Origin of the sequence: Renibacterium salmoninarum ATCC 33209 (assembly GCF_000018885.1) — a bacterium.
Lineage (GTDB): Bacteria > Actinomycetota > Actinomycetes > Actinomycetales > Micrococcaceae > Renibacterium > Renibacterium salmoninarum.
This window is the reverse complement of sequence record NC_010168.1, coordinates 500,347-524,956: the sequence shown is the minus strand read 5'-3', so window position 1 is coordinate 524,956 and position 24,610 is coordinate 500,347. Positions and strand designations below refer to the sequence as shown.

The 24,610-nt window shown below is 56.9% G+C and carries 24 protein-coding genes, 2 tRNA genes and 3 pseudogenes; 18 read left to right on the top strand and 11 right to left on the bottom strand.

The genetic code is table 11. The features are described 5' to 3' along the window. Positions 1–79: 79 nt before the first annotated feature. Together purB and RSAL33209_RS02635 are read left to right on the top strand one after the other, a co-directional pair. On the top strand, positions 80–1,495 hold the full coding sequence (gene purB, locus RSAL33209_RS02640) for an adenylosuccinate lyase (RefSeq protein WP_012244077.1): 1,416 nt from the start codon (positions 80–82) through the stop codon (positions 1,493–1,495). 122 nt (positions 1,496–1,617) lie between these two features. Beyond that, positions 1,618–2,178 carry a hypothetical protein gene (locus tag RSAL33209_RS02635; protein WP_012244076.1) on the top strand — a complete coding sequence of 187 codons (561 nt, stop codon included), beginning with the start codon at positions 1,618–1,620 and terminating at the stop codon, positions 2,176–2,178. Positions 2,179–2,184: 6 nt separating this feature from the next. Here the strand turns inward: RSAL33209_RS02635 and RSAL33209_RS17395 are convergent, their stop codons facing one another. The 7 genes from RSAL33209_RS17395 to RSAL33209_RS02610 all read right to left on the bottom strand — a co-directional run bounded on the left by RSAL33209_RS17395 (position 2,185) and on the right by RSAL33209_RS02610 (position 7,419). Then, complete coding sequence (locus RSAL33209_RS17395) at positions 2,185–2,397, bottom strand: hypothetical protein (protein ID WP_145962030.1); 213 nt, start codon at positions 2,395–2,397, stop codon at positions 2,185–2,187. A 388-nt stretch (positions 2,398–2,785) separates the two neighbouring features. Beyond that, entirely contained in the window at positions 2,786–2,983 is a 198-nt protein-coding gene (locus RSAL33209_RS17390) for a hypothetical protein (RefSeq protein WP_012244074.1), read from the bottom strand. Positions 2,984–3,047: 64 nt separating this feature from the next. Continuing rightward, positions 3,048–4,889, bottom strand: coding sequence for an FtsX-like permease family protein (locus RSAL33209_RS02625; protein WP_158541125.1), 1,842 nt, complete (start codon positions 4,887–4,889; stop codon positions 3,048–3,050). Beyond that, a complete protein-coding gene (locus RSAL33209_RS17730; RefSeq protein ID WP_158541124.1) occupies positions 4,828–5,037 on the bottom strand; it encodes a hypothetical protein in 210 nt (69 codons plus the stop codon). The genes RSAL33209_RS02625 and RSAL33209_RS17730 overlap by 62 nt, the downstream gene beginning before the upstream one ends. Positions 5,038–5,063: 26 nt before the next feature. Next, positions 5,064–5,795: an ABC transporter ATP-binding protein gene (locus tag RSAL33209_RS02620; RefSeq protein ID WP_012244071.1), complete on the bottom strand. Its 732-nt coding sequence runs from the start codon at positions 5,793–5,795 to the stop codon at positions 5,064–5,066. Further along, a complete protein-coding gene (locus tag RSAL33209_RS02615; protein WP_012244070.1) occupies positions 5,792–6,388 on the bottom strand; it encodes a PadR family transcriptional regulator in 597 nt (198 codons plus the stop codon). The genes RSAL33209_RS02620 and RSAL33209_RS02615 overlap by 4 nt, the downstream gene beginning before the upstream one ends. Before the next feature lie 71 nt (positions 6,389–6,459). Further along, positions 6,460–7,419: an NAD(P)H-quinone oxidoreductase gene (locus RSAL33209_RS02610; protein WP_041685061.1), complete on the bottom strand. Its 960-nt coding sequence runs from the start codon at positions 7,417–7,419 to the stop codon at positions 6,460–6,462. A 135-nt stretch (positions 7,420–7,554) separates the two neighbouring features. Here RSAL33209_RS02610 and RSAL33209_RS02605 point away from each other — a divergent pair. After that, positions 7,555–7,642, top strand: a tRNA-Ser gene (locus tag RSAL33209_RS02605). 65 nt (positions 7,643–7,707) lie between these two features. Here the strand turns inward: RSAL33209_RS02605 and RSAL33209_RS02600 are convergent. Continuing rightward, positions 7,708–9,414, bottom strand: a pseudogene (locus RSAL33209_RS02600) (phospholipase C). Between the two features lie 155 nt (positions 9,415–9,569). On the opposite strand from RSAL33209_RS02600, the pseudogene RSAL33209_RS16840 reads away from it, so the two are divergent. After that, positions 9,570–10,835 (top strand): annotated as a pseudogene (locus RSAL33209_RS16840) (IS3 family transposase). Here the strand turns inward: RSAL33209_RS16840 and RSAL33209_RS02585 are convergent. Then, positions 10,825–11,628: a FadR/GntR family transcriptional regulator gene (locus RSAL33209_RS02585; protein ID WP_012244065.1), complete on the bottom strand. Its 804-nt coding sequence runs from the start codon at positions 11,626–11,628 to the stop codon at positions 10,825–10,827. The pseudogene RSAL33209_RS16840 and the gene RSAL33209_RS02585 overlap by 11 nt on opposite strands. Before the next feature lie 127 nt (positions 11,629–11,755). On the opposite strand from RSAL33209_RS02585, the gene RSAL33209_RS02580 reads away from it, so the two are divergent. The 4 genes and pseudogenes from RSAL33209_RS02580 to RSAL33209_RS17995 all read left to right on the top strand — a co-directional run bounded on the left by RSAL33209_RS02580 (position 11,756) and on the right by RSAL33209_RS17995 (position 14,699). Then, complete coding sequence (locus RSAL33209_RS02580) at positions 11,756–12,277, top strand: flavin reductase family protein (RefSeq protein ID WP_012244064.1); 522 nt, start codon at positions 11,756–11,758, stop codon at positions 12,275–12,277. A 52-nt stretch (positions 12,278–12,329) separates the two neighbouring features. Next, positions 12,330–13,532 (top strand): annotated as a pseudogene (locus tag RSAL33209_RS02575) (acyl-CoA dehydrogenase family protein). A 37-nt stretch (positions 13,533–13,569) separates the two neighbouring features. After that, a complete protein-coding gene (locus RSAL33209_RS02570; protein WP_041684327.1) occupies positions 13,570–14,427 on the top strand; it encodes a fumarylacetoacetate hydrolase family protein in 858 nt (285 codons plus the stop codon). Between the two features lie 50 nt (positions 14,428–14,477). After that, a complete protein-coding gene (locus tag RSAL33209_RS17995) occupies positions 14,478–14,699 on the top strand; it encodes a hypothetical protein (RefSeq protein WP_012244061.1) in 222 nt (73 codons plus the stop codon). Positions 14,700–14,708: 9 nt separating this feature from the next. Here RSAL33209_RS17995 and RSAL33209_RS17990 read toward each other — a convergent pair whose 3' ends face one another. Then, complete coding sequence (locus RSAL33209_RS17990) at positions 14,709–15,035, bottom strand: hypothetical protein (RefSeq protein WP_218916558.1); 327 nt, start codon at positions 15,033–15,035, stop codon at positions 14,709–14,711. Between the two features lie 28 nt (positions 15,036–15,063). Between RSAL33209_RS17990 and RSAL33209_RS17985 the strand changes: the two genes are divergently transcribed. The 6 genes from RSAL33209_RS17985 to RSAL33209_RS02545 all read left to right on the top strand — a co-directional run bounded on the left by RSAL33209_RS17985 (position 15,064) and on the right by RSAL33209_RS02545 (position 18,403). After that, positions 15,064–15,426, top strand: a complete 363-nt coding sequence (locus RSAL33209_RS17985; protein WP_218916557.1) for a VOC family protein — start codon at positions 15,064–15,066, stop codon at positions 15,424–15,426. 113 nt (positions 15,427–15,539) lie between these two features. Beyond that, positions 15,540–15,887, top strand: a complete 348-nt coding sequence (locus RSAL33209_RS17980) for an FAD-dependent oxidoreductase (RefSeq protein ID WP_012244059.1) — start codon at positions 15,540–15,542, stop codon at positions 15,885–15,887. Then, on the top strand, positions 15,808–16,689 hold the full coding sequence (locus RSAL33209_RS02560; RefSeq protein ID WP_199533190.1) for an FAD-dependent oxidoreductase: 882 nt from the start codon (positions 15,808–15,810) through the stop codon (positions 16,687–16,689). Before RSAL33209_RS17980 ends, RSAL33209_RS02560 begins: the two co-directional genes overlap by 80 nt. 80 nt (positions 16,690–16,769) lie before the next feature. Continuing rightward, a tRNA-Ser gene (locus RSAL33209_RS02555) sits at positions 16,770–16,860 on the top strand. Between the two features lie 99 nt (positions 16,861–16,959). Next, positions 16,960–17,829: an SCO6745 family protein gene (locus RSAL33209_RS02550; protein WP_012244057.1), complete on the top strand. Its 870-nt coding sequence runs from the start codon at positions 16,960–16,962 to the stop codon at positions 17,827–17,829. A gap of 238 nt (positions 17,830–18,067) precedes the next feature. Then, a complete protein-coding gene (locus tag RSAL33209_RS02545; protein ID WP_049758787.1) occupies positions 18,068–18,403 on the top strand; it encodes a putative glycolipid-binding domain-containing protein in 336 nt (111 codons plus the stop codon). A 182-nt stretch (positions 18,404–18,585) separates the two neighbouring features. On the opposite strand, the gene RSAL33209_RS02540 is transcribed toward RSAL33209_RS02545, so the two are convergent. Next, positions 18,586–19,359, bottom strand: a complete 774-nt coding sequence (locus tag RSAL33209_RS02540; protein ID WP_012244054.1) for a FadR/GntR family transcriptional regulator — start codon at positions 19,357–19,359, stop codon at positions 18,586–18,588. 237 nt (positions 19,360–19,596) lie between these two features. Here RSAL33209_RS02540 and eat point away from each other — a divergent pair, with 237 nt between their 5' ends. The 4 genes from eat to RSAL33209_RS02520 are packed head-to-tail and all read left to right on the top strand — an operon-like array spanning position 19,597 to position 24,609. Continuing rightward, complete coding sequence (gene eat, locus RSAL33209_RS02535) at positions 19,597–21,033, top strand: ethanolamine permease (protein WP_041684326.1); 1,437 nt, start codon at positions 19,597–19,599, stop codon at positions 21,031–21,033. 54 nt (positions 21,034–21,087) lie between these two features. After that, positions 21,088–22,452, top strand: a complete 1,365-nt coding sequence (locus RSAL33209_RS02530; protein ID WP_012244052.1) for a glutamine synthetase family protein — start codon at positions 21,088–21,090, stop codon at positions 22,450–22,452. Next, positions 22,433–23,230, top strand: coding sequence for a gamma-glutamyl-gamma-aminobutyrate hydrolase family protein (locus RSAL33209_RS02525; protein ID WP_049758786.1), 798 nt, complete (start codon positions 22,433–22,435; stop codon positions 23,228–23,230). Before RSAL33209_RS02530 ends, RSAL33209_RS02525 begins: the two co-directional genes overlap by 20 nt. Then, a complete protein-coding gene (locus RSAL33209_RS02520; RefSeq protein WP_012244050.1) occupies positions 23,227–24,609 on the top strand; it encodes an aldehyde dehydrogenase family protein in 1,383 nt (460 codons plus the stop codon). Before RSAL33209_RS02525 ends, RSAL33209_RS02520 begins: the two co-directional genes overlap by 4 nt. The last annotated feature ends 1 nt before the right edge of the window (position 24,610 follow it).

Sequence of the window (24,610 nt, the reverse complement as noted above, 5' to 3'; positions counted from 1 at the left end):
AACGCGACGCTGAACCACCATGGCCTCCGCTTTAATTGTTCGGCGTGAGGCTTGGTTGGCGAAAAGCTAGAATAGAAATATGCCTTCTGCCTCATCTTCGCGCTATAGCCTCGCCGAAACCACCATTGCGCTCGGACCGCTCGACGGACGTTACCGCTCCGCCGTTGCACCCTTGGTTGATTACCTTTCCGAAGCAGCACTCAACCGAGACCGGATCGCAGTGGAAGTCGAATGGCTTATTCATTTGACTGATCAGGCCGTATTGCCTGGTGCTGGTCAGCTAAGTGGCGAGCAGAAGGATCAGTTGCGTTCAATCGTGAATGAGTTCGACGTCGAGTCAGTCACTGAGCTTGCCGAGATCGAGCGTGTGACCGTCCACGATGTCAAAGCGGTGGAGTATTACATCGGTCGACGACTGGCCGGAATCGGCATCGAGCAGCTCAAGCCGCTGGTGCATTTTGCCTGCACGAGCGAAGACATGAATAATCTTTCCTACGCGCTGGGCATTAAGGGCGCAGTAGAAAACGTTTGGCTGCCTGCCGCTCGCGGACTGAGCGGCAAGCTGCATGAAATGGCGGAGGCCAACCGAGCAGTACCAATGCTGTCCCGTACCCACGGCCAGCCGGCAACCCCCACTACGCTTGGCAAAGAGCTTGCGGTACTGGCTCATCGGCTGGATCGCCAATTGCGTCGCATCGAAAAAGCTGAATACCTCGGTAAAATCAACGGTGCCACCGGAACCTACGCCGCGCACTACGCAGCGGCACCGCAAACCGACTGGCAAGCCATCTCTCAGAGCTTCGTGGAAGGCTTAGGACTGGATTGGAACCCGCTCACTACCCAGATTGAATCGCATGACTGGCAGGCCGAGTTGTACGCGGACATTGCCCGCTTCAACCGGATTCTGCACAACTTATGTACCGATGTGTGGAGCTACATTTCAATTGGCTACTTCACGCAGATTCCGGTCGCTGGAGCTACTGGCTCCTCGACGATGCCGCACAAGGTCAATCCAATCCGTTTTGAGAATGCCGAAGCCAATTTGGAGATTTCCTCCGCCCTGCTAGACAACCTAGCCGCAACGCTCATTACCTCGCGCTGGCAGCGAGATCTTACTGATTCCTCGAGCCAACGAAATATCGGCGTCGCTATTGGACACTCGGTATTAGCTATTGGCAACGTCCTTGGCGGGCTTGGCCGCTTGAACACTGCCGAGGCAGTTCTCGCGGACGATCTGGATCACAACTGGGAGATCCTCGGCGAAGCCGTACAAACCGTTATGCGGGCCGAAGCTATTGCTGGCGTTCCGGGCATGGAAGACCCCTATGAACGGCTCAAAGATCTGACCCGAGGCCAACGCGTTGATGCAACAAGAATGCGCGAATTCGTTTCTGGTCTTGGCCTTTCAGCGGAAGCTGAAGCGCGGCTCAAAGATCTGACGCCAGGGCGATACATCGGAATTGCCGAGCAGCTGGTGGATCACTTAGGCGAGTAATTCCGTTATCTGGGCGGCCTCATTCAAAAGATGCAAGTAGCGACTTAAATTACTAGTGATTCTGTGAAGTCTATGAGAAGATCAACTGCAATTTATCACTCGTAAAGTCTTAGGGGTCCGCTATGCCTGAATCGTTCGATGATGCCAGGCCACAATATGGTCAACGAGATCCGTTCCTTGAAGCCAACGGCTTCTATTCGACCCCGCCGGTGCCAGAGCATCAACGCGGGACACCTCGTAAGCAGGACTCCGGCGTGGTTCGAGGAACACTCTGCGCCATGTTGATCATCCCGGCGGGTATTGCTCTCTGGGTATTTTTGTGGAGCTTCGGCTGGATGGCATCATTGGTGTCGCTGGGAGTGAGCTTCGGTGCCTTCAAGTTGTACACCCTGGGCTCTAAGGGCCGGCTAAGCAAACCCGGAGTCTGGTCAATTCTGACCGTGACGGTTGTGACGATGGTTTTAGCATTCCTAGCCGGCATCTGGTACGACATGATGAAATACACCAATTCTGGCTTCTTCGACTCTTTTGTCAGCCGCCATTTCTGGCGCACGCTTACCTACAATCTCTTTCAAAACCCAAATTTCTGGCCGGCCTACGCGATGGACATGCTCGGCGCACTACTCTTCTGTGCGTTAGGGAGTTTTTTCATTATCCGAAGTCTGTTCAGGCAGGCCAAATAACCCTGCTCAGACCAGCGTTCGGCGGCGTTCCATCGGCACACGGCTGCGCGTGAATACCCAGGCAATGCCGGCGCCAAGTATTGGCATCACGATCAGTAAAACAAGCAAATGCAGCCACGGTATTGAAACCTGTATTGCGCCGATCACCCAAATCATCAAAGTCGTGGGAATGATGCCAGCTACTAGACCTAGAAAAGTTCCGATCACTGTCGTGATCATCATTTGAAAAGCAGCCAACGATTTTCGCAATTCTTGGATCTGCGCCAACTCCGGCCAAGGTCGCTTGATCCGCTTTACCGTCAGCTAGAGCCAATCCGACTGTCACGCCAGCCGCACTCAAAATAATTAGCCCGGCCAAAGCAATAATTCCCCACAAAAAGATGCCTGAAGCGGAGTTGGGGCCAGCCTCGACGGCGAAATAGGACTTTGCTGAGTCCAACTTGCCCAGGGCACTTCGAATCTGGCCAAGTTCCTGTGCGGTCGGTTGCCGGCCAAACTGCACTAAGACTGAGGAGTCGATAATCTTCCAGCCGAGCCGAGCAGCAGTCTGTTCCGAGACGAACCCCGAGTATCCAAGGTAGTGCTCTGGCTGTTCGACGGCGGCGGGTCACCGAACGCTACTCGTCACGGGAAAATTAGCCCATTGCAGGTCATAGCCATATTGACCTATTTGCTGACGTGAATCACCAAGACCAATGTCAGCGAATCCATTGTTGAGAAGCAACGCATTAGGTACCACCACGCCACCTGAATTGAGCATCTCAACTGACTCTGCGCTAGGTGCATGGCCTAAAACAGCCGTCAACTCAGCTGCACCACCAACAATAAAACGCGGGAAGCTTCCATAGCCATGGGGAATGCAACGCCGATCATTGAGGTCCAGTCGTCGCCCATAACTGATCAACCGGGCACCGGTTTTCCGGCGGAACTATCAGGAAGTGCTCAGGACAAGGCGTTTGTGACTCTTGGGTATCTCCGGTCTTTGAAGAGGTCAAATGGCATTCATCATTAGCCTCGCCGCGAAGCACCCAGTGTTCTGTTGGAATCTGGCTAGCATCCTTGAGCTTTGTCAGGTATTGCTCGGGGCTGAACTTGACTATCGAAGTCTCAGTCCCGTCTGCGGTATTTTTGGACACCGTCGTTGAAAGCGAAAAGTTTGCCTGGCCAATATTTACCGACCACGAGTAATTTTGCGTGGTTGATTCAAGTCCGCTACCGCCGCCAACCACAACTGCGCCAGCGAGTGCTGAGGCCGCAAGTACCGCAGCAACGGCTGGAACCGTTCGGCTGCGATTTCGTGCTGAATCACGCGCTGCCAGACGCCAGATGAGCGGCAACCGACCGATCCTGCGGCCCATAAAATCGACAATACGGCCCAGGATTAATACCGTGCCTAAAACACCAACAACCTCCCCACCAATGATGAAATATGGGTAGAGTGGCACAAATCTTGGATCGTTGTGGCGCTCAAAATAGCCAACAACTGCGCCGGTTACCGTCGCGGCAAGCCCTAAGCCAATGGCGATCAATCCCACCACCGTTGGCCATCGGCGGTGCGCAACCACGCTTCGGCCACCGCGCAGCGCAGCTAGCGTTGCCTGTTTTGCCACTGCCCGTGCAGGAATCGATGCCGCTGCCAAAGAGGCGATTAACGCTACTAAAACTACTGCGCCCGCAATCCAGAAGTTCGGATGTTGTCCATAAAACCCGCCCCGACCTACTGAACGAAAATATCCGACGAGCAATAGAGCCGAAGCCAAACCGCTCGCGGCGCCAACAACCCCGGCAATCAACCCAAGCCAGACAGCGTTTGCGATGATGATAGCTCTGAGCGTGGCCGACTCTGCACCGGAGGCCGCCAATAGCGCGAGCTCCCGTTGTTGCTTTTTTGCACCTACGGCGAAGGCTGCGCCCGCCAACAGTCCCACCTCTAAAAGGGCCAATACTCCCACCAAAGCGCCAGTCCAATAGGAAGACTCCTGCGAACTGTAGGGTCCGTTGTTATCTGGCACACCGGCCGGTGGATTTTGGATGACCGATCGGGAGGGCACCGCGACGCCACTTTTATTGAACTGTTTTATTTGTTCCCAGCTGATGGGTTGATCACCGACGGCAAAGTAGGACGGCGGGCCGACAAACCCGGCCTGAGCCTGATCAGGAGATAGCTGGCCTGCTGATAACTGCCCAGGGCGTAAATAGAGAGTCAGCGATGAATCACCCGTTTTGCTGTCCCGCACAGTTCCCACAACGGTGAAATCACCAAGATCTGTGCTGATTCGCTGACCCTCAGTGGCATTCAAAGCTGCTAGTAAGCCTGGGGAGGCCAAGACCTCATCCGCCGCGGCGGCAGCTCGACCGCCCAAAAGCGAGTACTTGCCATAAAACGCTGGATCCAACACGTCAGATTCAATGACGTCTACGCGGTTGGTGGTGTCAAAACCTGCTACGTTGATGAAGTTTTGCCGCCAGCTGAGCAGTCGATAGTTCTGCGGAATAATCGTCTTGAGATCAACGAGATTTCCGTTTAAATTCGGTCCAGGGTTGTAGAAAGCCCAGTCGGATATTGGGCTCTGCCCAAAGTCAGAACCGGGCGCCGAGGCGTTGATGAACTTTGCCTGGGTATGCCCGAGTTGCGTAGCGATAGTTTCTTCAGTATTCGGCAGCAGGCTCTGCCCGAATGTAGCGGCCGCGCTCAGCCCAAACGACGGCATCAGAATAAGCAGCACTATTAAGATCGATCGCCCACGATGTCTGCGACATATCCCGCCAAGCCAGTCGCATCGCAAGTCGATATTGCCGCCAACGGCCAGCCTTCACCGGGGCAAGGTCAAATGTTTTGGAATCTAAATCAGAGTGCATAGACAACATCTGTGGCGAGGCTTAAGTCAGTCACTGTACAACGCAGAAGCAAGCAACATCGTTGGATCATTTTGCGATACTGATTGGTCCACGACTCTGCCATCACGCAAAAAGACTACCCGGTCGGCCCAAGCTGCATGCCTAGCCTCATGGGTCACCAACACAACGGCAGCTCCGGCGTCGGCTTGAGCACGAAGCACCTCCAGAATGCCATCGCCGCTAGCCGAGTCGAGCGCGCCCGTTGGCTCGTCGGCAAGGATCAATCGTTGCTCCCCCACAATGGCGCGAGCGATCGCCACGCGTTGCTGCTGGCCACCGGACATCTCATCCATATACCGTTCCGCGACTTCAGGAATGCCTACTCGACGGAGCGCATCCATTGCCTGGCTTTGCGCTTTTCCGCTGGGAATTCCGTCCAATTCGCGAGGAAGTGCAACATTTTCTACTGCCGTAAGCGTAGGAACTAAGTTGAAATCCTGAAATACATAGCCAACAGCGCGACGACTTAACCGCGCCAACTCGTTCATACCCAAACCGTTAAGCGGCGTGTTTTCAACGAAAACCTGACCTGCGCTGGGCTGATCCAGGCCCCCGGCAATTGCCAAGAGCGATGATTTTCCGGAACCTGATGGGCCCATAACTGCAACAAATTCCGTCGCATGCACGGTCAAATTCAATTCGCGTAATGCCGCTATTGCGGTGGCACCGGCCCCGAAATTTCTGCTAACTCCCTGAAGCTGCAGAACCTGGTTGCTCATAGCTGAGCCTCCAGTCGAACCTCATCTTTCAGCGGCTTCCGTTGCCTGCCAGCCGAAAGCTTGCTAGCTGCCGCCCGACGAATTACTCGAGACTCGCAATGGTCTAACCAGCGGACTTCTGCTTCAGTGGCAAATATCAAGGAGTCCAAAACCAAAAGCCAAGCCATATCGGACTCTGCTGCCGCTGCTGCGGACTCGCGTCGAACTCTTGTGTAATCCTGCAGTGCTCGCATTGAGGCGGTTCGCTGCGCCTGAATGATATTTTCGACGTCGACGCCTGGCAAAGTGACAGCGAGCGCGAGCTTGATAGCCAGCTCGTTACGCGGCGGATTACTTCGCTCCACTGGCTGTTTGAACCATTCGTCAACTTCGGTACCGCCGGTCACCGTGATGCTATAGATCACGTGGCCCTCGCCGTCGTCACCGTCTTTGACGATCAGTCCATCGCGCTCTAACCGGTCCAAAGTTGTATAGACCTGACCAATATTCAAAGGCCAAGTTACCCCGGTCCGCTCTTCAAATTCAAGGCGCAATTCGTAGCCGTACCTAGGACGCTCCTGGAGAAGCGCAAGCAATGAATGGCGAATCGACACGGCATACCTCCTGGTTACATACTGCGTATAGCCAATCTAGCCAGCTAACCGAACAGATGCAAGAAGACCACTCAGATGGTCAGCAAGATTTTGCCTTGATGCTTGCCAGAGTCGAAGTACTCATGCGCCTCACTGGCCTGAGCGAGCGGAAAAGTTGTGTCACTGTTTGGTTTGACCACGCCTCGCGCCACAAGCGGCCAAACCTCGGCTTGCACCCGGCTCATGATCGCTGATTTTTCAGCCACTGGGCGGGCTCGTAAGGTAGTGCCGATGACCGAGGCGCGCTTACCCATGAGCGCCCCCAAGTTCAATTCCGCCGTCGCGCCGTCCTGCAGTCCAATTATCACCAGGCGTCCATTCAGTGCCAAAGCATCCATGTTTCGGCTCAGATAGGATCCACCCATGACGTCCAGAATCACGTTCGCACCGCGATACTGATGCGCCACTTCGACGAAGTCTTGCTCGCGGTAATTGATCGCTTCATCAGCACCTAAGGCAAGTACAGTTGCGCACTTTTCGGCACTGCCGGCCGTGGCGATGACGCGCGCGCCCCAGGCTTTGCCTAGCTGAATGGCCATCGCACCAATTCCACCCGCACCTCCGTGCACCAAGAGAGTTTCTCCTGCGCTCAACCCGGCGGCCATCACAACGTTCGAATAAACAGTTGCCGCAACCTCCGGTAGCCCTGCTGCGTCAACTAGCTCGACGCCGTCTGGCACCGGAATGACTTGACCGGCCGGCACCGCGATCTGCTCCGCATAACCACCACCAGCCAGTAAGCCAACCACTTCTTGACCCCGCGTAAATCCATGCCCGGACTGGGCAATCCGGCCCGAGACTTCGAGTCCTAGGTACTCAGACGCGCCATCAGGTGGCGGGTAAAACCCTCGACACTGTTGCACGTCAGCGCGGTTAAGCCCTACTGCAACGACGTCGATCAACACTTCGCCCTCAGCCGCAACCGGGTCCGGCACCTCGGAAAGCTCCAGAACTTCAGGCCCGCCAAACTGACTCAAAGTAATTGCCTTCATGATGCTCCACTCATCGTCGCTGAATAACTTCTTGCTCAAGCCAACCATTATTTGCCGTCAAGAATTTCCATCCTGGTCAACAACTCTTAGGACGCTTTGATAGTTGGTGCCCCTCCGTGAAACACTGTTCTCTGAGGAAGGTTGTCCGAGCGGCCGATGGAGCTGGTCTTGAAAACCAGTGGGCGGTAACCCCGTCTCATGGGTTCAAATCCCATACCTTCCGCCGCAATGAACAGAGCCTGGTCTGAATGAATGTTCAGACCAGGCTCTGTTCATTGCGGCTAGGAGTTAGTTGAAGCGTTTGCGTTGACGAATCAACACAAAGGTCAGCACACCGAAGGCTGCGACGATCAGCGCTAACATGCCAACAACGACGACGGGGAATCCCGTCGCGGCTAAATCCTCGCCCGCCGCGGCGCTGCTTGGGCTGGCGGAGGCGACCGGCAGCTGACCAGCGGGAGCTGAAACGCTTGGTGCTTGGCTACTTGGCGCCGGGCTGCTTGGTTGGACTGCCGTTTGGACCACAGAGCCATTCTTCTCATGCAGCACCACGGGAGTGACTCGCGGTGCTGCATTGAAGTCAAACATCGCGTTGATCTGACCAGCCGATTCGTCAACCGAGCTGTCGCCAATTTGGCCCAGACTCCAGTTCTGCTCGATAAACTTTAGGATCGAGGCCTGATCAGTTTGGGTTTGATCAACAAAGTTCTTCTTTGCGTAGGGCGAAACCACTAAAAGTGGCTGGCGGGTACCAGGACCGCAACGGTCTTGGTACCCGCCTGCTGGTGCCGGTCCACCCTTGCAGATTTCTGCATCTAAGTTCGCTCCGGCCGCATCGTTTGATCCATTGGTAATGTTCGCCGGAACGTGGTCATACCAACCGTCTGAGTCGTCATAGGCCAAAACAATTGCCGTATTGGCCCAGTTTTTCGAAGCCTGGATCTTGTTGATTTGCTTGGTAATGAAGTTCTGCTCATCTACCGGGTCAGAATATGCGGCGTGACCGTCTTGGTATTCGCCTGCCTTGAGGTAGGAAACTGCGGGCATGTTGTCTGAATTAACGACCTTGTCGAAATCGGTCAGGTCGTAGTTGTGATTAGCAGCTCCGTCGTGACCGATCTCGGCATCATTTGCAGGAGCTGCGTGCGTGGGATTCGCCGTCGACTTGTAGTAGGCGAAGGGGTTGTGGTGCGGCGAATAATCTACGGCTGCAAATCCGCCAACGTTGTTATGCGCCGCACCGCAGACGGCGAGCTGATCGCCGTCGTGCGCTTTACTCGGCGCGAAGCCACCTTGGAACCAGCCCCAGCTAACGCTTTTGGCGTTAAGCAGGTCGCCAACGTTCTTACCGTCAAGAGCGGCCAAATTATGACCATGATTTGAGCAGTCATTATAAAGCGGATCCGGATCATTGGTCACGGTTCCGACGCCGTTGCCATCCGGCGACTGCACCGCATACTTATCCGGAGTGGCAGTTTACTGGCCGGTCTTGGCGTCGTAGGAACGTGCGCCGTGCGTGCTGCCTGCGATGAGATTCAATGCACCCGGCGTGGAAGGACCAAACTGGGTGGAAAAAGCGTGGTCGCTCATGGCGTAGTTCTGTGCCAAATTCCACATCCCGGCAACGGTATTACCGTCGTAATAACCCATGGCCAATCCCGGCTTGCCGAACATGTGCACGTTATCGGGGCTCTTGCAGATATCTACCGAGGTTTTCTGCACGAATTGGTCCATCGCACCGTTGTTATAAGCCTGTTGCTCCGGGCCGTAGCCGTGGTTCTGATCGCAAGTCAGCGCTTCCGAAGGCTTGAGTCGCAGCGGCGAGTATTGGTTGGGGTTCTGCGTCAGCAGTCCATCGTGGCTTAGCGTGGCAATGTCGGTGGGCGTATCTGCTACCGCGGTGAACTGAGCCGCAGGAGTGCCGTCCTGGAGCTTCTCAGCCGGGTCATTAACTGCGTTGGGGTAAGTGCCGAAGTAATGATCATAAGGATATATTTTCGCCGAAGATCACCACCACATGCTTAATCGGCGTGCTGGTGTCAGCCGCTTGAGCACCGCCGGCGCCGAGCAAAAAAAGAGCACCGGCTGTGACAACCGAAGTGAATCGCCCCGGTGTGTCCGGAGACTTTCTTGTTTGAGAGGATCAGGACATGGCAGGGAAAACTACGACACGGTATCCGCAGGAGTTGAAGGATCGTGCGGTGCGCATGGTGGCGGAGATGGAGGGTGCATCTTCGGAGTGGGCGGCGATGCAAAAAGTTGCCCAGCTTTTGGGTGTGGGTGTGCCGGAAACGGTGCGTAAATGGGTCCGGCAAGCCGAGATCGATGTTGGTACTAGAACTGGAACAACGAGCACGGAATCGGCCGAGCTGAAACGGTTACGGCGTGAGAACGCTGAGCTGAAACGGGCGAACGCGATCCTTCGGAGTGCTTCAGCTTTTTTCGCGGTCGAACTCGACCGCCACAACACTGATCGTGAAATACATCAAGGACCATGCCGGTCACCGCGAGAATAATGGATTGCGGTGGGGTGTCGAGTCGATCTGCCAGGTGCTTACTGGGACGGGGTGAAGACCACCCCGTCCACGTACTACGAATGGGTGGATAAAACACGATCTCACCGAGAACAACGTGATGAGGTGCTCAAGCCCGTGATCCAGAAGGTGTATGCCGCTAATTACGGGGTGCACGGCACCAGGAAAGTCTGGTTGGCGATGAACCGTGAAGGTGTGCCGGTGGCCAGGTGCACGGTAGAACGGCTCATGGGGTTACTTGGCATACAGGGTGCGGTCCGTGGCAAGGTCAAACGCACCACGATCAAAGACTCGAAGGCAGCCCGAGCGAAGGACTTGGTCCGCCGTGATTTCACACCAACGGCACCGGATCGGCTATGGGTAGCTGATTTCACATATGTTTCGACCTGGTCCGGGTGGGTCTATGTTGCCTTCGTGATCGATGCTTACTCTCGGAGGATCCTGGGCTGGTCAGCGAGTGCTTCTATGAACACCGTGCTAGTGCTCAACGCAGTTAATCAGGCAATCTGGAGTCGTGAACGGGCCGGGGCTGAGATTTCCGGGGTGATTCATCATCACGATGCCGGGGCTCAATACGCCTCCTTGGCCTTCACCGAACGCCTGGCCCAGGCCGGTATCCGCCCCTCGATCGGTTCTGTGGGTGATAGTTACGACAACGCCTTGGCGGAAACCATCAACGGGCTTTATAAGACCGAGCTGATCAAACCCGGCAAGCCCTGGCGGACTCTAGAAGAAGTCGAAATCGGCACTGCTGAATGGGCCGATTGGTACAACCACCGAAGGCTCTACCAGTACTGCGGAGACATCCCACCAGTAGAGCTAGAAAACCACTACTACAATCACTACCAGAGCACGGCAGCCGCCGACAGGCTCATCGTCTGAGAAACCCTCCGGACACACCGGGGCGATTCAAGATGCCGGTGTTGTGTTCGTGCATGATCCGCATTGCCGCGCCGCAGTCTCTTGCTTCCATGGCATCTGCCATTCCTTGATAAAGGCTTAAGCGGCGCTCCCACACCTCGAGCAACGGGTGGTCCGGTGGTGCAGGCAACGTAACCGCATGTTGCTCGAGTATCTCCAGCAAGCTGAGAAAGACCGAGCGCAGCATGACATTCGGAGAGATGCTGGCGATACAGGCCTGAAACCGCCAATTGCCGTGCAGGAACGCAGAAATGTCGTTGGCGGCCATGGCCTCTTTCATCGCCGCGACTTCCTTGCGCATGGTGAGGACGTCGGCAGCTGAGGAGTGCAGTAACGCATCTTCAATGAGCAATGGATCCAGCGCATTGCGCATACGCTGGGCATCCGCGACGATCCTTTCACTGTCATTGATCGCCAGCATCTGGTTTCCGAGCTTGACCAGCGGGGTCTGCTGGGCGGCAAATACGCCCCCGCCCGGACCCCGGCGCAACGCAATAACGCCACGCCCCTCGGCGATCTTCAACGCTTCGTTGAACGTCCCGACAGAAACCGAGCAATGCTTCCGCAGACCATCCTTGCTGCCAAGGCGCTCCTCAGGTCCGGCCTTTGCAGCGAATTCCTCAATGAGATTCGCCGCCATCACCGCCCTGTTCGCAGGCTCGGGAGCGGCCGCTTGCTGGCGTGATAGCCCAGCCCGCCAGAGTTCACGGCTAAGGGCTTGCCCTTCGCTCATCTCGTCATACGGCGCTGACATCGCCCCTCCTAACTATTCATCGAAATAGATCATGATCATTATATCGCAAACCCTTGACAGGTGATCCACACTAGATTCCTATTCAACATAATGATCATGATGATCATTATGTTGAATAGGAGGAGTTGTGGATATTCAAAGGCAGTTCCGGGAATTGCGGGCAGCGGTGCCCTCCCCGGTAACCATCGTCACGACCGACGGCGACGAGGGCCCAGCCGGGGCCACAGTCAGCGCTTTCATGCCGCTGTCCTTGGAGCCTCATTTGATCCTCGTGGCCATGGAGAACCGGTCCAACGTGCTTCGGAGGATCTGCCGGGAGGGCCGCTTTGCGGTCAACGTCCTGGCTCAGCACCAACCTGAGCTGGCGTTGACGTTCGGCGGCAGGGGTGAGAACAAGTTCGACCAGTCTGAGTGGCACTCCGATCATGGGTTGCCCCGCCTTGAGGGCACTGCCGGCTGGCTGGTCTGCGAGCTCTACGATGTTGTTCCCGGAGGGGACCACACCATGCTGGTAGGTGCAGTACAGCAAGCCGCCGGCTCCGATACGGCCCCGATGGTGTACAGCCACCGCCTCTTCGGCACCCATTCTGAATTCGTCAAGCGCCCCCGTCGCCCCATCGTGGATTACGCCACGGCCTTCGCCCGCTGACTTCGACACCCCCCGGCGTCGTTGTACGCCCCTTCAAGAAGAGAGAAAAGAAATGACCACTATTACTGAAACCGCCACCGTCCCGGACCGCGCACAGCTCGTTGCACGCGCCACTGAACTCACCACGCTGCTGAAGAAAAATGCCGCAGAAGGCGAAAAGAACCGCCGCGTCGTCGAAGAATCCATTCAAGCCCTCACAGAGGCGGGCCTGTTCAAACTGGCCGTACCCAAACGCTACGGCGGCTACGAGACGGACATGCGCACGATGCTCGACGTGTCCAAAGCCGTAGGCTACGCGGACGGCGGCACGGCCTGGGTCCTTACCCTGACCAACATCTGCGCCTGGCTGACTGGGCTCTTCCCCGTCAAGGCGCAGGATGAAGTCTTCGGCGCGGACCCGGACGCCAAGGTATCCGGCGTCCTTACGCCGACCTCCACCACCGTAAAGGTCGACGGCGGCTATAAGGTTACTGGCCGCTGGTACTACAACTCCGGCTCCTGGCACGCCACCTGGGCGGTTATGGGAATCCCGATCACCGATGAGACCGGGGCGGTGGTTGACCAAGGGTTGGCGTTGATTCCTACCAGCGAGATGACCTTGGAGGATACCTGGTTCGTGGCCGGCATGAGGTCCAGCGGCAGCAACTGCCTGGTTGCCGAGGATGTTTTCGTCCCCGACCACCGCATCATGTCTGTCCCGCCCGCGATTGAGGGCGATTACCCGACTGAGCAGCTTGACTCCGAGGCCCTCTACCGCTCCGCATTCGTGCCCATCCTGGTACTGGTCTTGATCGGCCCACAGCTGGGCCTAGGCCAAGCGGCCTTGGATTTCGTCATCGACAAGTCCGCCAAAAAGTCAGTCGCCTACACCTTCTTCGACAAGCAAAGAGATTCCGTCGCGTTCCAGCTCCAAGTCGCAGAGGCGGCTCAGCTGCTGGACACAGCCAACCTGCACGCATACCGGGCCACCCAGGACATCGACGACGCCGCCACCAGCGGCGAATACCTCGACTAAAAGGCCAGGGCACGCGTCCGCGCAGACACTGGCTGGGTCGCCGAACACGTAACGCGCGCTATCGATATCCTGCTCAGCGCACACGGCGCCGGCAGCTTCGGCGACACCAGCCCGCTCCAGCGCATCTGGCGTGATTCGGCCACCACAGCACGCCACGGCATAGTCACCCCCATCGTTGGATACGAAACCTACGGCAAAGCGCTCCTCGGCGTCGAAGAAAAAATCACCCCGCTCTTCTGAGCCCGCCCCAGTTCCGCCTAAACAGAAAAGACAAATCGTGCGTATTGCCAACCATGATCACCGGGCCGTTCTGCTGGCCACCGATGAGTCCGGTATAGACATCCACACGGCCAGCGAGGGCCGCTTCGGTCCCGACCTGCCCGCGATTTACCAGCAGTGGGAAGAGTTCACGGCCTGGGCCTCAACCCTTGCCGGCACCGCCGCCGACGTGATCGTGGACCGCTCGCGGCTTGGCTCCCCCTCCCCAGCTCCGCGCCAGGTGTTCGCGATCGGCTTGAACTACAGCGATCACGCGAAGGAATCCGGGTTCGCCCAGCCCGATTCCCTGCCCCCGGTATTCACGAAGTTTCCAACATGCATCACCGGCCCCGACACAACGGTGGTGCTGCCGGAGGGCGGCAACGTGGATTGGGAAGTCGAGCTCGTCGCCGTGATCGGAAGCGAGGCCAAGAACTTTTCCGCCGCGGAGGCTTGGAACTATGTCTCCGGCCTCTCGGTCGGGCAGGACATCTCCGAACGTGTGTCCCAACTCCGCGGCCCTGCACCAGAGTTCGGGCTGGGGAAGTCCTTCCCCAGCTTCGGACCCGTCGGCCCTTGGCTCGTCACTCCCGATGAGTTCACGAACCCGGACGACCTGAGCATCGAATGCAGCGTCGACGGCGAAGAAGTCCAGAAAAGCCGCACCAGCGAACTGATCTTCTCCGTCCCGGCCTTGATTGAGGGCCTCTCCCACACTCTCACCCTGCTCCCGGGAGACATCATTTTCACCGGAACCCCTGCCGGCGTGGGCCTTGGCCGGAGCCCGCAGCGATTCATCAAGCCCGGCGAAACCCTCATCTCCCGGATCGAAGGCATCGGCGAAATCAGCCAAACCTTCACCACCGCCGGGAACTGAGCCCGCCTGCCCCCAGCAACATCAATTACGGATACATAAGGAGTAATCCCATGTCATTACATCGTCTGACCCGTGTGGTGATGGGTGTGCCGAACGTGGTTGAAACGGCCGCCTACTATGAGGAATTTGGCCTCGACCCACTCGGCAACAACTCATTCGGAACCCGCGACGGCGGTGAGCAGCTCAAGATCGTCCACGCTCCCACCCGACGCCTAGTCGAACTCGGCGTCGGCGCCGACAACCAGGACGACGTCGCCAAAGTCACCGCATAGATGACCCGCCTAGGCGTGCCGATCAACCACAATGGTACCGAGCTGCTCGCCACCGAGCCCGTCTCCGGGTTCACCGCCCACATCCACATCGCACCCCGGGTCGCGCAGGAGAAGACCCCAGCGACTCCCTGCAACGGCCCCGGCCGAATCGAGCGCTGGGGCCGGGCCCCCGGGGTTATGCGCAATACCAAAATCAAGCCTCGCAAGCTCGGCCACACAGTGATCGGCACCGTGAACCTCGAGGCGATAATGCGGTTCTTTACCGAGGGCATCGGCTTCAAGGTCAGCGACTACATCGCCGACAAAGGCGCGTTCATGCGCTGCTCCGTGGAACATCACAACGTCCTGGCCCCTGGCCGCACCCGTGAACTTTCTCCACCACACCTCTTGGCAGGTCGACGACGTCGACGACGTCGGACGCGGCGCGAAAGCCATGCTCGAGAACAACCCCGAACGCCACATCTGGGGACTTGGAAGACACCACGCCGGATCCAACTTCTTCTGGTACCTCAAAGACCCTGCAGGGAACTTCTCCGAGTACTACTCCGACATGGACTGCATCCCCGAAGACGAAATCTGGACCCCAGAAACCTTCGAAGGCGCTCAGGGCCTCTTCAACTGGGGACCGCCGCCGCCGCCATCTTTCCTCGAACCGGACGACCTCGCCGCCCTTATGACCGGCACCAACGCACCCGGCGCTCTCGGACTCCACTCACAACCCGTCTAAACACCCACGGCTAAGCTCGGGCAGCGAAAGTGCGCTAAATCACACTTGAATTAAAGAATATAGCGATATATCTTTGATGCATCGACGTATATCGCTCTTGAAAGGACGCTCCGATGATTACCATCATTGGCGCAGGCCTTGGTGGCCTGACTTTAGCTAGGGTTTTGCAACGCAACGGTGCAGCTACCCGAATCTTCGAACTCGAGGATTCACCCGAAAGCCGCAGCCAAGGCGGCACACTCGATTTGCATGCCGACTCGGGTCAATTTGCGATCAGTGCAGCTGGCCTGTACGAAAAGTTTGCCAAATTGGCGCGGCCTGAAGGTGAAGACTGGCGCTTCCTCGATCAAGACGGCAACGTGCTGTTTGAAGAAATATCCGATGCCCAGTTACGCGAGGGTGCCGGACGGCCGGAGATTGACCGGAAGGCACTGCGCGGGCTTCATTATCGATTCCCTTGAACCGGGCACGATGCAGTGGGGGCGAAAAATCGCCTCGGTTCTAGCCCTCGACGGCGGCAAGCACGTGCTTAATTTCGCCGACGGCAGTAGTGAAGTTGTCGAGACCTTGGTTGGTGCCGATGGCACCTGGTCGAAGGTCCGCCCAATGGTTTCTGCAGCCAAACCACAGTACAGCGGACTTTCCTACATCGAGCTTCGGCTCACGGACATTGATCAGCGTAATCCAGAGCTTTCGGCACTTGTTGGCCGCGGCAGCTTGACCATTAACGTGCCTGGCAAAGGCATCTCGGGCCAACGCAATGGCGACGGCAGTGTACGGGTGGGCCTGGCCTTCAAGGTAGCCGAGACGTGGATTCGCGACTGCGGCATTGACTTCAACCAGGCGGAATCCGCCCGCCCGGCCCTGGCTGAGTTATTCCACGGCTGGGATGCTAGCTTGCTTGATTTGATCTTGCGCTCAGATGGCGAAATTATCCCCCGGCCAATTTATGCTCTGCCGATCGGGCACTCGTGGTCACCTGTTTCTGGCGTGACGCTGATCGGCGACGCCGCGCACGTTATGTCGCCTTACGCGGGCGAGGGTGCAAATTTGGCCATGCAAGACGGCGCCGAACTCGCGCTAGCGCTACTGGCCAACCCCAACGACGTCGACGCCGCGATTGCCGCGCACGAGGCAGCAATGGCGCCACGCGCCGCAGTATCGGCGGCCGAATCTGCGGCAAACCTCGAGCTTTTCTACAACGAAGATGCGCCCCATAGCTTGATCAACAAGTTCAAAAGCCATGCCGAAGTTGCCAATTAGAGATCTCACTTTGCGTGTTGGGTCACAAGTTCGGTAACCTTGTGAGGCTGGCTTCAGGCTTCTACTGGAGCCAGCACTTTGGAGACGTGCCAGAGCGGCCGAATGGGCTTCACTGCTAATGAAGTGTGGGGCAAAACTCCACCGGGGGTTCAAATCCCCCCGTCTCCGCCAGAAGGCCCCGATCCAGACGAAAGTCCGGGCCGGGGCCTTCTGTTTGTCCTAGTGCGCGGGCCATAGACTGAAGGCTCAGCTGCGCGAAAGGGATTTCATTTGACCGTCGAGGAACATCCGTCCCGCCTGCTGGGCTCGGTACTGGAGCCCGTTATTGGACAGGCGATTTTCTCCCCCGAATGCAATGCTGCCTATTCCGCACTAGGTTTTGGTGCGAGCGCTGGAACGATGGGCGGAGCGGCACGTCCAAACGGGCCCGCATACTTTTGCAGTCGCGGGTCGATTTTGGGCCAGGTTCCCGGGGAAGTCATTGCTGCCGCTTTCGGCGTCTTCAATCCTGAGGCTGTGATTCCGGCAGTAACCTACGGTTGGTCACTGACCGACGCCAGCACCATGGCAGCCGCGAGAACAGCCGGCGCCATTGCTCAACTTGAGCGCGTTCTTGGCAGCAACCCGGATGGCTTGAATCGAGCAAGAGACTTGCTGGGAAAAGCTTCAGACCAGCTCCGTCCAGAAGGAAAACCCCTCTACTCCGGGCTTCGCGCGCTTCCGCTGCCCGCAGGTGTGATGGGTGAGATGTGGCGTTGTGGTGACTTGCTCAGAGAGTTTCGCGGAGATGCCCATATTGCTGCTTGGACGACTGCTGGTTTTGATGGCACGGAGATTGGCGTGGCGTCCGAGCTCTACCGAGGAATCGAGCCACGCACCTACCTTCGTACCCGCGCCTGGACGGATGAACAGCTCGACGACGCCGAAGACAGACTCACCGCGCGCGGGCATCTCGCCGACGGAAAACTGACCGAAAAAGGCCATGCCGCGCGGGAAGCAGTCGAAGCTGCCACCGACAGTCAATGCGAAGTAATCGTAAAAAGTCTCGGCGATGACTTTGAAACACTCCTTGAAATACTCCGGCCTTGGGGCCAGGCAATTCGAAACGCAGCTGGTTATCCCAGCACTGCGCTTTCGTAGAGCAGATCAAGCCTCACCGGCGGCAGCAGACTGTTTTGAGCCCTATGACATTCTTTCCTTATGACGGATCGAAAAACGTACAAGTGGACTGGGACCGACGACGCCCAACGAGCCGACGCAGCAACCATCGCCTTCGAGGCAGATCGGCTACAGGCCGTTGGCAGCTCAACCACACCGGATTACGCACTCAGCTGGCATCTGACCGCTGGCGCGGAATGGATCACCCAAGAACATACGAGTGTCTGTGCAAGGATTCGGTTGGGGCCGGAACCTCAAACTTTCCCGCGATGACCTTGGCAATTGGTCTTCGCAGACCAAATTTTTCGGTGAAATAGACCTCCCGGAACCCGGTATTCAAGACACAACTGATCTAAAGGACGCGCTCGATTGCGACGTGGGCTTATGCCCAGTCACCAACACGATGCCAATCCTGCGGCTCGGCGCACACCAGTTCGCGATAGAACCGACTAACTTCGTCATGGCCTGGATCGAAGTACCTTCACTGCGCGTGCTTCGCAGCAATCAGAGCTACGCTTCAGCAAGCCCAGAAAATGGTATCGGACGGGTTTCCTAATCAAGTCTGGACAGCGACTTCCACGCTGAACTAACCGTCGACGGCTCCGGCATCCTCATCGACTACGAAAGCCTTTGCACCCGTAGCCAAAGTCCGCAGCCCGATCACTGATCCGAGGCGCCTATTGAAAATAGGCTTAGAACAAAAGTTGAAGCAGCGGCTTCACTGCTTCAACTTTTGCCCTAACCGTCGAGGCTTGTAGTCTCACTTAGGAACCCACGCAAAAGGGCCTCGGTGCCAGCGAGATGCTCGAACATTGCGGCCCGCGCTCGTTCGGCATCTCCGCTGAGAATCGCGGCCAAGATGATGTGATGCTGCTCGTTCGAGTGCGCCAAGTTTGCAGGTAAAACCGAAATTTTCTCCAGAAGCGCGTTTGTCTTGGCCCGGGATTCTGCCACGGCGGCGGCCAGGCTGGGGCTTCCGGAGAGTTCAGCGATGATGAGGTGGAATCGAGAATCGAATAAACGATAGTCATCAATGCTAGCGGCAAGTAGTTTTTCGTATGCGGTTTGTAGGCTCTGTCTTTGTGTCGAGCTCAGATCGGCCCGCGCGCTTAATTCGGCCGCTCCGGGCTCGACTACGGAAGGGAATCGAATCGCGTCCAACAGGTCCGTAGCGCTTACCGGGACGGAATCATGACTATCTGTTGATGTTGTAGGCCCGCCCGTGACGATTGCGCCACCGTACCGGCCTCGGCGGATGACTAGATGCCCGGATTCTTGCAGCGCAGAGAGTGCCTCTCGGAGCGTTGAGCGGGAAACGCCCAAACGTTCGGCAAGATCACGTTCGGAGGGTAACCGTGACTCGGGTGGAAATACGCCAAGTCGAATAGCGCGTAGTAATGACGCCAGCGTTTCTTCAAAGGCATTTCCAGTACGGGCAGGGCGCAGCAGGTTGAGGCCAATCAGGTCGCCATTGGTTTCAAAATGGCCCATGCCTGTCTGCTCTGCGCTCATGTTGACAGTCTAATCAGTTTGCTTCCTGCTAATTGCCCTTGAGTAACTTGGCGCGAATATCGCCTGAGATATGGCTGAGGTGGTGTATCCACGAAAGCATGCGTCTCACTAATTTTAGATTTTTCCTTGACGCATGATCAAAATGCCCACAAACTACTTATGGACTGATAACAGACCATTGGAATGTCGTCCGTGGGCGCGGATTGATGCTCACACCTATTTTGAGATGGGGACTTGATGGCCAAGCAGCATATCGGTTACACCACCCTCGGCGAAGACTATCTAAAGCAGCGGGAGCTCAAAAAGGGTGCCGCGGGTTGGCTGCTTTTGGTGGGCCTCGGCGTCGCTTACGTTATTTCCGGTGATTTTTCTGGCTGGAATTATGGGCTCGCTCAAGGCGGTTGGGGCGGGCTATTGATTGCCTTCGTCTTGATGGGCATCATGTATCTGTTCATGGTCTTAGGTCTTGCCGAAATGGCATCGGCCATTCCCACCACCGGGGCCGGGTACGGATTTGCTCGTAGAGCGCTTGGCCCGCTGGGCGGTTTTGCTACCGGAATGGCTGTTCTCATCGAATATGCGGTGGCTCCGGCCGCAATAGCTACCTTTATTGGCGGCTATATCGAAGCGTTGGGCTTGTTTGGCATAACCAACTCGTGGCCTGTTTACCTGGTGGCTTATGTCGTGTTTATTGGCATCCACTTACGCGGTGTGGGCGAAGCACTGAAACTAATTTTTGGCATCACCTTGGTGGCCATCATTGCTTTGGTGGTGACCGTCGTCGGCTTGTTGCCACATTTCTCCTTTGGCAACCTTTTTGACATCGTGCCGGACAGCTCAGTGGGAACGGCCAGCGCCTTTTTACCGATGGGTATTTCTGGCGCAGTGGGCGCGTTGGTCTATGGAATCTGGTTTTTCTTGGCAGTTGAGGGTGTGCCATTGGCCGCAGAAGAGTCAGCAACCCCCAAGCGCGACTTACCGCGCGGAATCATTGGCGCAATGCTTTTGCTTCTGGTTTTTGGTGCCTTGATGCTCTTTCTCGTTCCCGGTGCGGCGGGCGCTGCCGCCATGGGTGCCTCCAATAATCCGCTGCCGGAAGCATTGCGGATCGCCGCCGGTGGGCACAGTTGGCTAGCTGACTTCGTAAACTATGCGGGCCTGGCAGGCTTAGTCGCAAGCTTTTTCTCCATTGTTTACGCGTACTCGCGACAGCTCTTTGCACTTTCGCGAGCCGGGTATCTTCCCCGTTGGCTGTCCTTGACCGGCAAACGCCGAACGCCCTGGGTTGCGCTGTTAGTACCGGGGACGATGGGATTCATTTTGGCCGCGGCAACGCAAAATGGTGCGTTGCTGATCAACATTGCGGTCTTTGGCGCCACTGTTTCTTATGTCCTGCTGAATTTGAGCCACATTGTGCTGCGTCGAAAAGAACCACAGCTAGAGCGTGGTTATCGAACGCCCGGTGGTGTAGTTACTACCGGAATTGCTTTGGTCTTAGCGTTCGTCGCAATGATCGCGACGTTTTTCGTCGACATTCTGGCGGCGTCGATTACCGCAGCTGTCTTCCTCGTGGCGTTGGCATATTTCTGGTTCTATTCACGGCATCGGTTGGTATCCAATGCGCCGGAAGAAGAGTTTGCCGCTATTGAGCAAGCTGAATCGGAACTGAAATGAGTCAAGCCAAGACCCTGATGTCCACTCACGATCACACGCTAGAACAGGAAAATAATGCCTAAGAATTCGCGCATGCTCAGCGTTGAACAACTTCGCGACCTCATCACGGAAGGCAACATCGATACCGTGGTGCTCGCCTTTACCGATATGCAGGGCCGACTCCAGGGCAAGTACATTCACGGTGATTTCTTCGTCGAAGACGTGCTAGCTCATGGAGCTGAGGGCTGTAATTACTTACTTGCTGTTGATACCGAGATGAACACCGTTGACGGTTACGAAATGACCAGCTGGGAATCTGGTTACGGGGACATGTTTTTTGACATTGACCTGGAAACGATTAGGTGGATGTCACATGTTCCGGGCACCGCGATGATTCAGTGCGATCTGAAGTTGGTCGATGGCAGCCCGCTCAATGTTTCGCCGCGCACCATTTTGAAGCGTCAAGTAGACCGGGCAGCAAAAAACGGTTGGCAAGGGCTGGCCGGAACTGAGCTGGAATTCGTGGTGTACAACAACAGCTACGAAGAGGCCTGGAGCCAGCGATATTTGGATCTGGTGCCCGCTAATCAGTACAACGTTGACTACTCGATTATTGGCTCTGCACGGGTAGAGCCCTTGTTGCGGGAGATTCGTAATGCCACCTACGCAGCTGGGCTCAATCCAGAGTCAGCTAAAGGTGAATGCAATCTTGGCCAGCATGAGATCGCTTTTAAGTATGACGACGTGCTGAGCACTGCGGATAACCACTCGGTTTACAAGACCATGGCGAAAGAAATTGCAGCTCAGCAACACAAGGCAATTACCTTCATGGCTAAACCCAATGAACGTGAGGGGAACTCCTGCCACATCCACCTGTCATTGCGAGGCACTGATGGCAAACTGGTGTTTTGGGACGGTGAGACTGGCCAGCGCACCGCCCTTTATGATCACTTCATTGCTGGCATCCTCACTACGATGCGCGAATTCACTCTGTTTTATGCGCCCAATATCAATTCCTATAAGCGATTCCAGCAGGGTTCTTTTGCGCCGACGGCGGTGGCCTGGGGAATCGATAACCGCACCTGCTCCATTCGCCTTGTCGGTCACGATCAATCAGCCCGTTTGGAGAACCGGCTCCCTGGCGGCGATGCCAATCCATATCTAGCCATCGCCGCGATGATGGCCGGCGGACTCTACGGAATTGAGCACAAACTGGAATTGGAGCCCATGACGGTTGGCAATGCCTACACCTCAGGTGCTCCCACCGTGCCCGCAACACTTCAAGAAGCGCGAGACCTCTTCGCTTCCTCCGCGATCGCGCGTGAAGTGTTCGGCGAAGAGGTGGTCAAGCATTACACCAATTACGCGGATGTTGAGATTACAGCCTTCAACGGCGCCATCACGGATTGGGAGTTGCGTCGTGGCTTCGAGCGGCACTGATCAGCAGACCGCAAGTTATCGGCCACGTATTGGGCTGACGACTTATCTGCAACGCGGGCAGTGGGGTGTATGGGACGAAGCGGCCGCGATTTTACCGGATGCCTACGTTTCAGCCGTGATCTCAGCTGGCGGCACGCCGATCTTGCTGCCGCCCGCATTTGCTCCGGAAGGGCCAGATGCCTCGGTCTTGGAACTTTTGGACGGCTTGATTATCTCCGGCGGAGTCGACGTAGATCCGGCGAACTATGGTGCAGAGCCGCACCCCAAGACCTCGTGGCAGTCGGATCGGGATACCTTTGATATCGCTTTGACCGATGCGGCGTTAGACACTGGTCTACCGTTGCTGGCGATTTGCCGTGGCGCGCAGATTCTTAACGTTGCCCGAGGCGGCACGCTCATTCAGCATCTTCCGGATGCATTGCCCGAGGCGAACTACCAGCCAGCGCCCGGGGTATTTGGCACCGTTGATTTTTGTACTGAAGCCGGAACCGTCAGCAGAGAACTACTGGGCGAGCAGGCATCGGCTCCCGTCTATCACCATCAGGCGATCGACGTCGTCGGGCGTGGCTTGAGCGTGACGGCAAAGGCAACTGACGGCACTATCGAAGCAATCGAAGCGGATGCTCCGGGCTGGAATCTTGGCGTGCAATTCCATCCAGAACAGAACTCCGAAGATCCCCGACTTTTCGTCGGTCTCATTGCGGAAGCTCGAAAGTACGCGCAAGCCCGTTTGGTAAGCCAGCTCAACAAAAACACTAGAGAAGAGGCGAAGAATTGAGCACAACAGCGGTGCTGAATCCGGCCACCGAAGAAGTCATCGCGCACGTAGCGTTGGCTTCGCTGGCAGAGGCAGACGCCGCCATCGCGCGGGCTGCGAAAGCATACGATTCCTGGCGACAGGTGAGCCCCGCAGACCGGGCGCGGCTACTTCGTCGCTTTGCCGAGTGCGTTGATCAGCATTTGGAAGAGTTGGCTCAGTTAGAGGTCGAAAACGCTGGACACACCATTGGGAATGCTCGCTGGGAAGCTGGCAATGTGCGCGACGTCTTGCACTATTACGCTGGCGCGCCGGAGCGGCATAGCGGGCAGCAGATTCCGGTTGCCGGAGGGGTGGCACTAACCTTCCACGAACCTCTCGGCGTGGTTGGCATTATTGTGCCGTGGAACTTCCCGATGCCGATTGCTGGCTGGGGTTTTGCGCCAGCGCTCGCCGCGGGCAACACCGTAGTAATCAAACCCGCTGAGCTAACGCCACTGACGGCCATCCGACTGGCGGAACTGGCTTTGGATGCCGGGTTGCCTGAGGGAGTCTTTACCGTCATTCCGGGCAAGGGTTCCGTGGTTGGTGAACGGTTTGTCACACACCCGCTAGTGCGCAAAGTAGTCTTCACCGGTTCGACGGCGGTGGGGAAACAGATCATGGCCGGCTGCGCGGATCAGGTCAAACGAGTCACACTTGAACTTGGTGGTAAGAGTGCGAACATCATCTTCGCTGATGCAGATCTAGCTGCGGCGGCCGCGGCTGCGCCTGCCGGAGGCTTTGATAACGCTGGTCAGGATTGCTGTGCGCGCTCGCGGATTCTGGTTGAACACTCAGTTTTTGATCGATTCCTGGAAATGTTAGAGCCGGAAGTCAAAGCGTTCTCAGTAGGTGATCCGCGGGCGGAAGGAACCTCGATGGGTCCGCTGATCTCAGCCGGCCAGCGCGACGCCGTGGCCAGTTTCATTGCTGATGATTCTTCGGTCGCTTTCCAGGGCAGCGCGCCGGGTGGCAGCGGCTTTTGGTTCCCACCCACGGTGTTGGCGCACTCGAGCCTGCCCGGCCCGACGTCGTCGGACGGTAAGGCGTTCCGAGAGGAGATTTTCGGACCGGTGCTGTCGGTAGTGGCATTTAGAGATGAAGCCGAGGCAATCCAGATTGCCAATGACGGCGATTATGGGCTGTCCGGATCGATCTTTACCCGCAATATTGGGCGGGCATTGCGTGTGGCCCGCGCGGTAGAAACCGGCAATTTGAGCGTGAATTCGCATTCTTCAGTGCGTTATTCGACGCCGTTTGGCGGCTTCAAACAATCTGGTCTGGGCCGCGAGTTGGGCCCGGATGCGCTCAACGCATTCAGCGAAGTCAAAACCGTCTTTCTGTCCCACGAAGCATAGG

Excerpts from the sequence above, each read along its gene's own strand:
- purB (WP_012244077.1), top strand. The coding sequence starts at position 80 with ATGCCTTCTGCCTCATCTTCGCGCTATAGCCTCGCCGAAACCACCATT.
- RSAL33209_RS02635 (WP_012244076.1), top strand. The coding sequence starts at position 1,618 with ATGCCTGAATCGTTCGATGATGCCAGGCCACAATATGGTCAACGAGAT.
- RSAL33209_RS17395 (WP_145962030.1), bottom strand. The coding sequence starts at position 2,397 with ATGATCACGACAGTGATCGGAACTTTTCTAGGTCTAGTAGCTGGCATC.
- RSAL33209_RS02625 (WP_158541125.1), bottom strand. The coding sequence starts at position 4,889 with ATGCCGTCGTTTGGGCTGAGCGCGGCCGCTACATTCGGGCAGAGCCTG.
- RSAL33209_RS17730 (WP_158541124.1), bottom strand. The coding sequence starts at position 5,037 with ATGCACTCTGATTTAGATTCCAAAACATTTGACCTTGCCCCGGTGAAG.
- RSAL33209_RS02620 (WP_012244071.1), bottom strand. The coding sequence starts at position 5,795 with ATGAGCAACCAGGTTCTGCAGCTTCAGGGAGTTAGCAGAAATTTCGGG.
- RSAL33209_RS02610 (WP_041685061.1), bottom strand. The coding sequence starts at position 7,419 with ATGAAGGCAATTACTTTGAGTCAGTTTGGCGGGCCTGAAGTTCTGGAG.
- RSAL33209_RS02585 (WP_012244065.1), bottom strand. The coding sequence starts at position 11,628 with ATGTCAGCGCCGTATGACGAGATGAGCGAAGGGCAAGCCCTTAGCCGT.
- RSAL33209_RS17995 (WP_012244061.1), top strand. The coding sequence starts at position 14,478 with ATGTCATTACATCGTCTGACCCGTGTGGTGATGGGTGTGCCGAACGTG.
- RSAL33209_RS17990 (WP_218916558.1), bottom strand. The coding sequence starts at position 15,035 with ATGTTCCACGGAGCAGCGCATGAACGCGCCTTTGTCGGCGATGTAGTC.
- RSAL33209_RS17980 (WP_012244059.1), top strand. The coding sequence starts at position 15,540 with ATGATTACCATCATTGGCGCAGGCCTTGGTGGCCTGACTTTAGCTAGG.
- RSAL33209_RS02560 (WP_199533190.1), top strand. The coding sequence starts at position 15,808 with ATGCCCAGTTACGCGAGGGTGCCGGACGGCCGGAGATTGACCGGAAGG.
- RSAL33209_RS02540 (WP_012244054.1), bottom strand. The coding sequence starts at position 19,359 with ATGAGCGCAGAGCAGACAGGCATGGGCCATTTTGAAACCAATGGCGAC.
- eat (WP_041684326.1), top strand. The coding sequence starts at position 19,597 with ATGGCCAAGCAGCATATCGGTTACACCACCCTCGGCGAAGACTATCTA.
- RSAL33209_RS02530 (WP_012244052.1), top strand. The coding sequence starts at position 21,088 with ATGCCTAAGAATTCGCGCATGCTCAGCGTTGAACAACTTCGCGACCTC.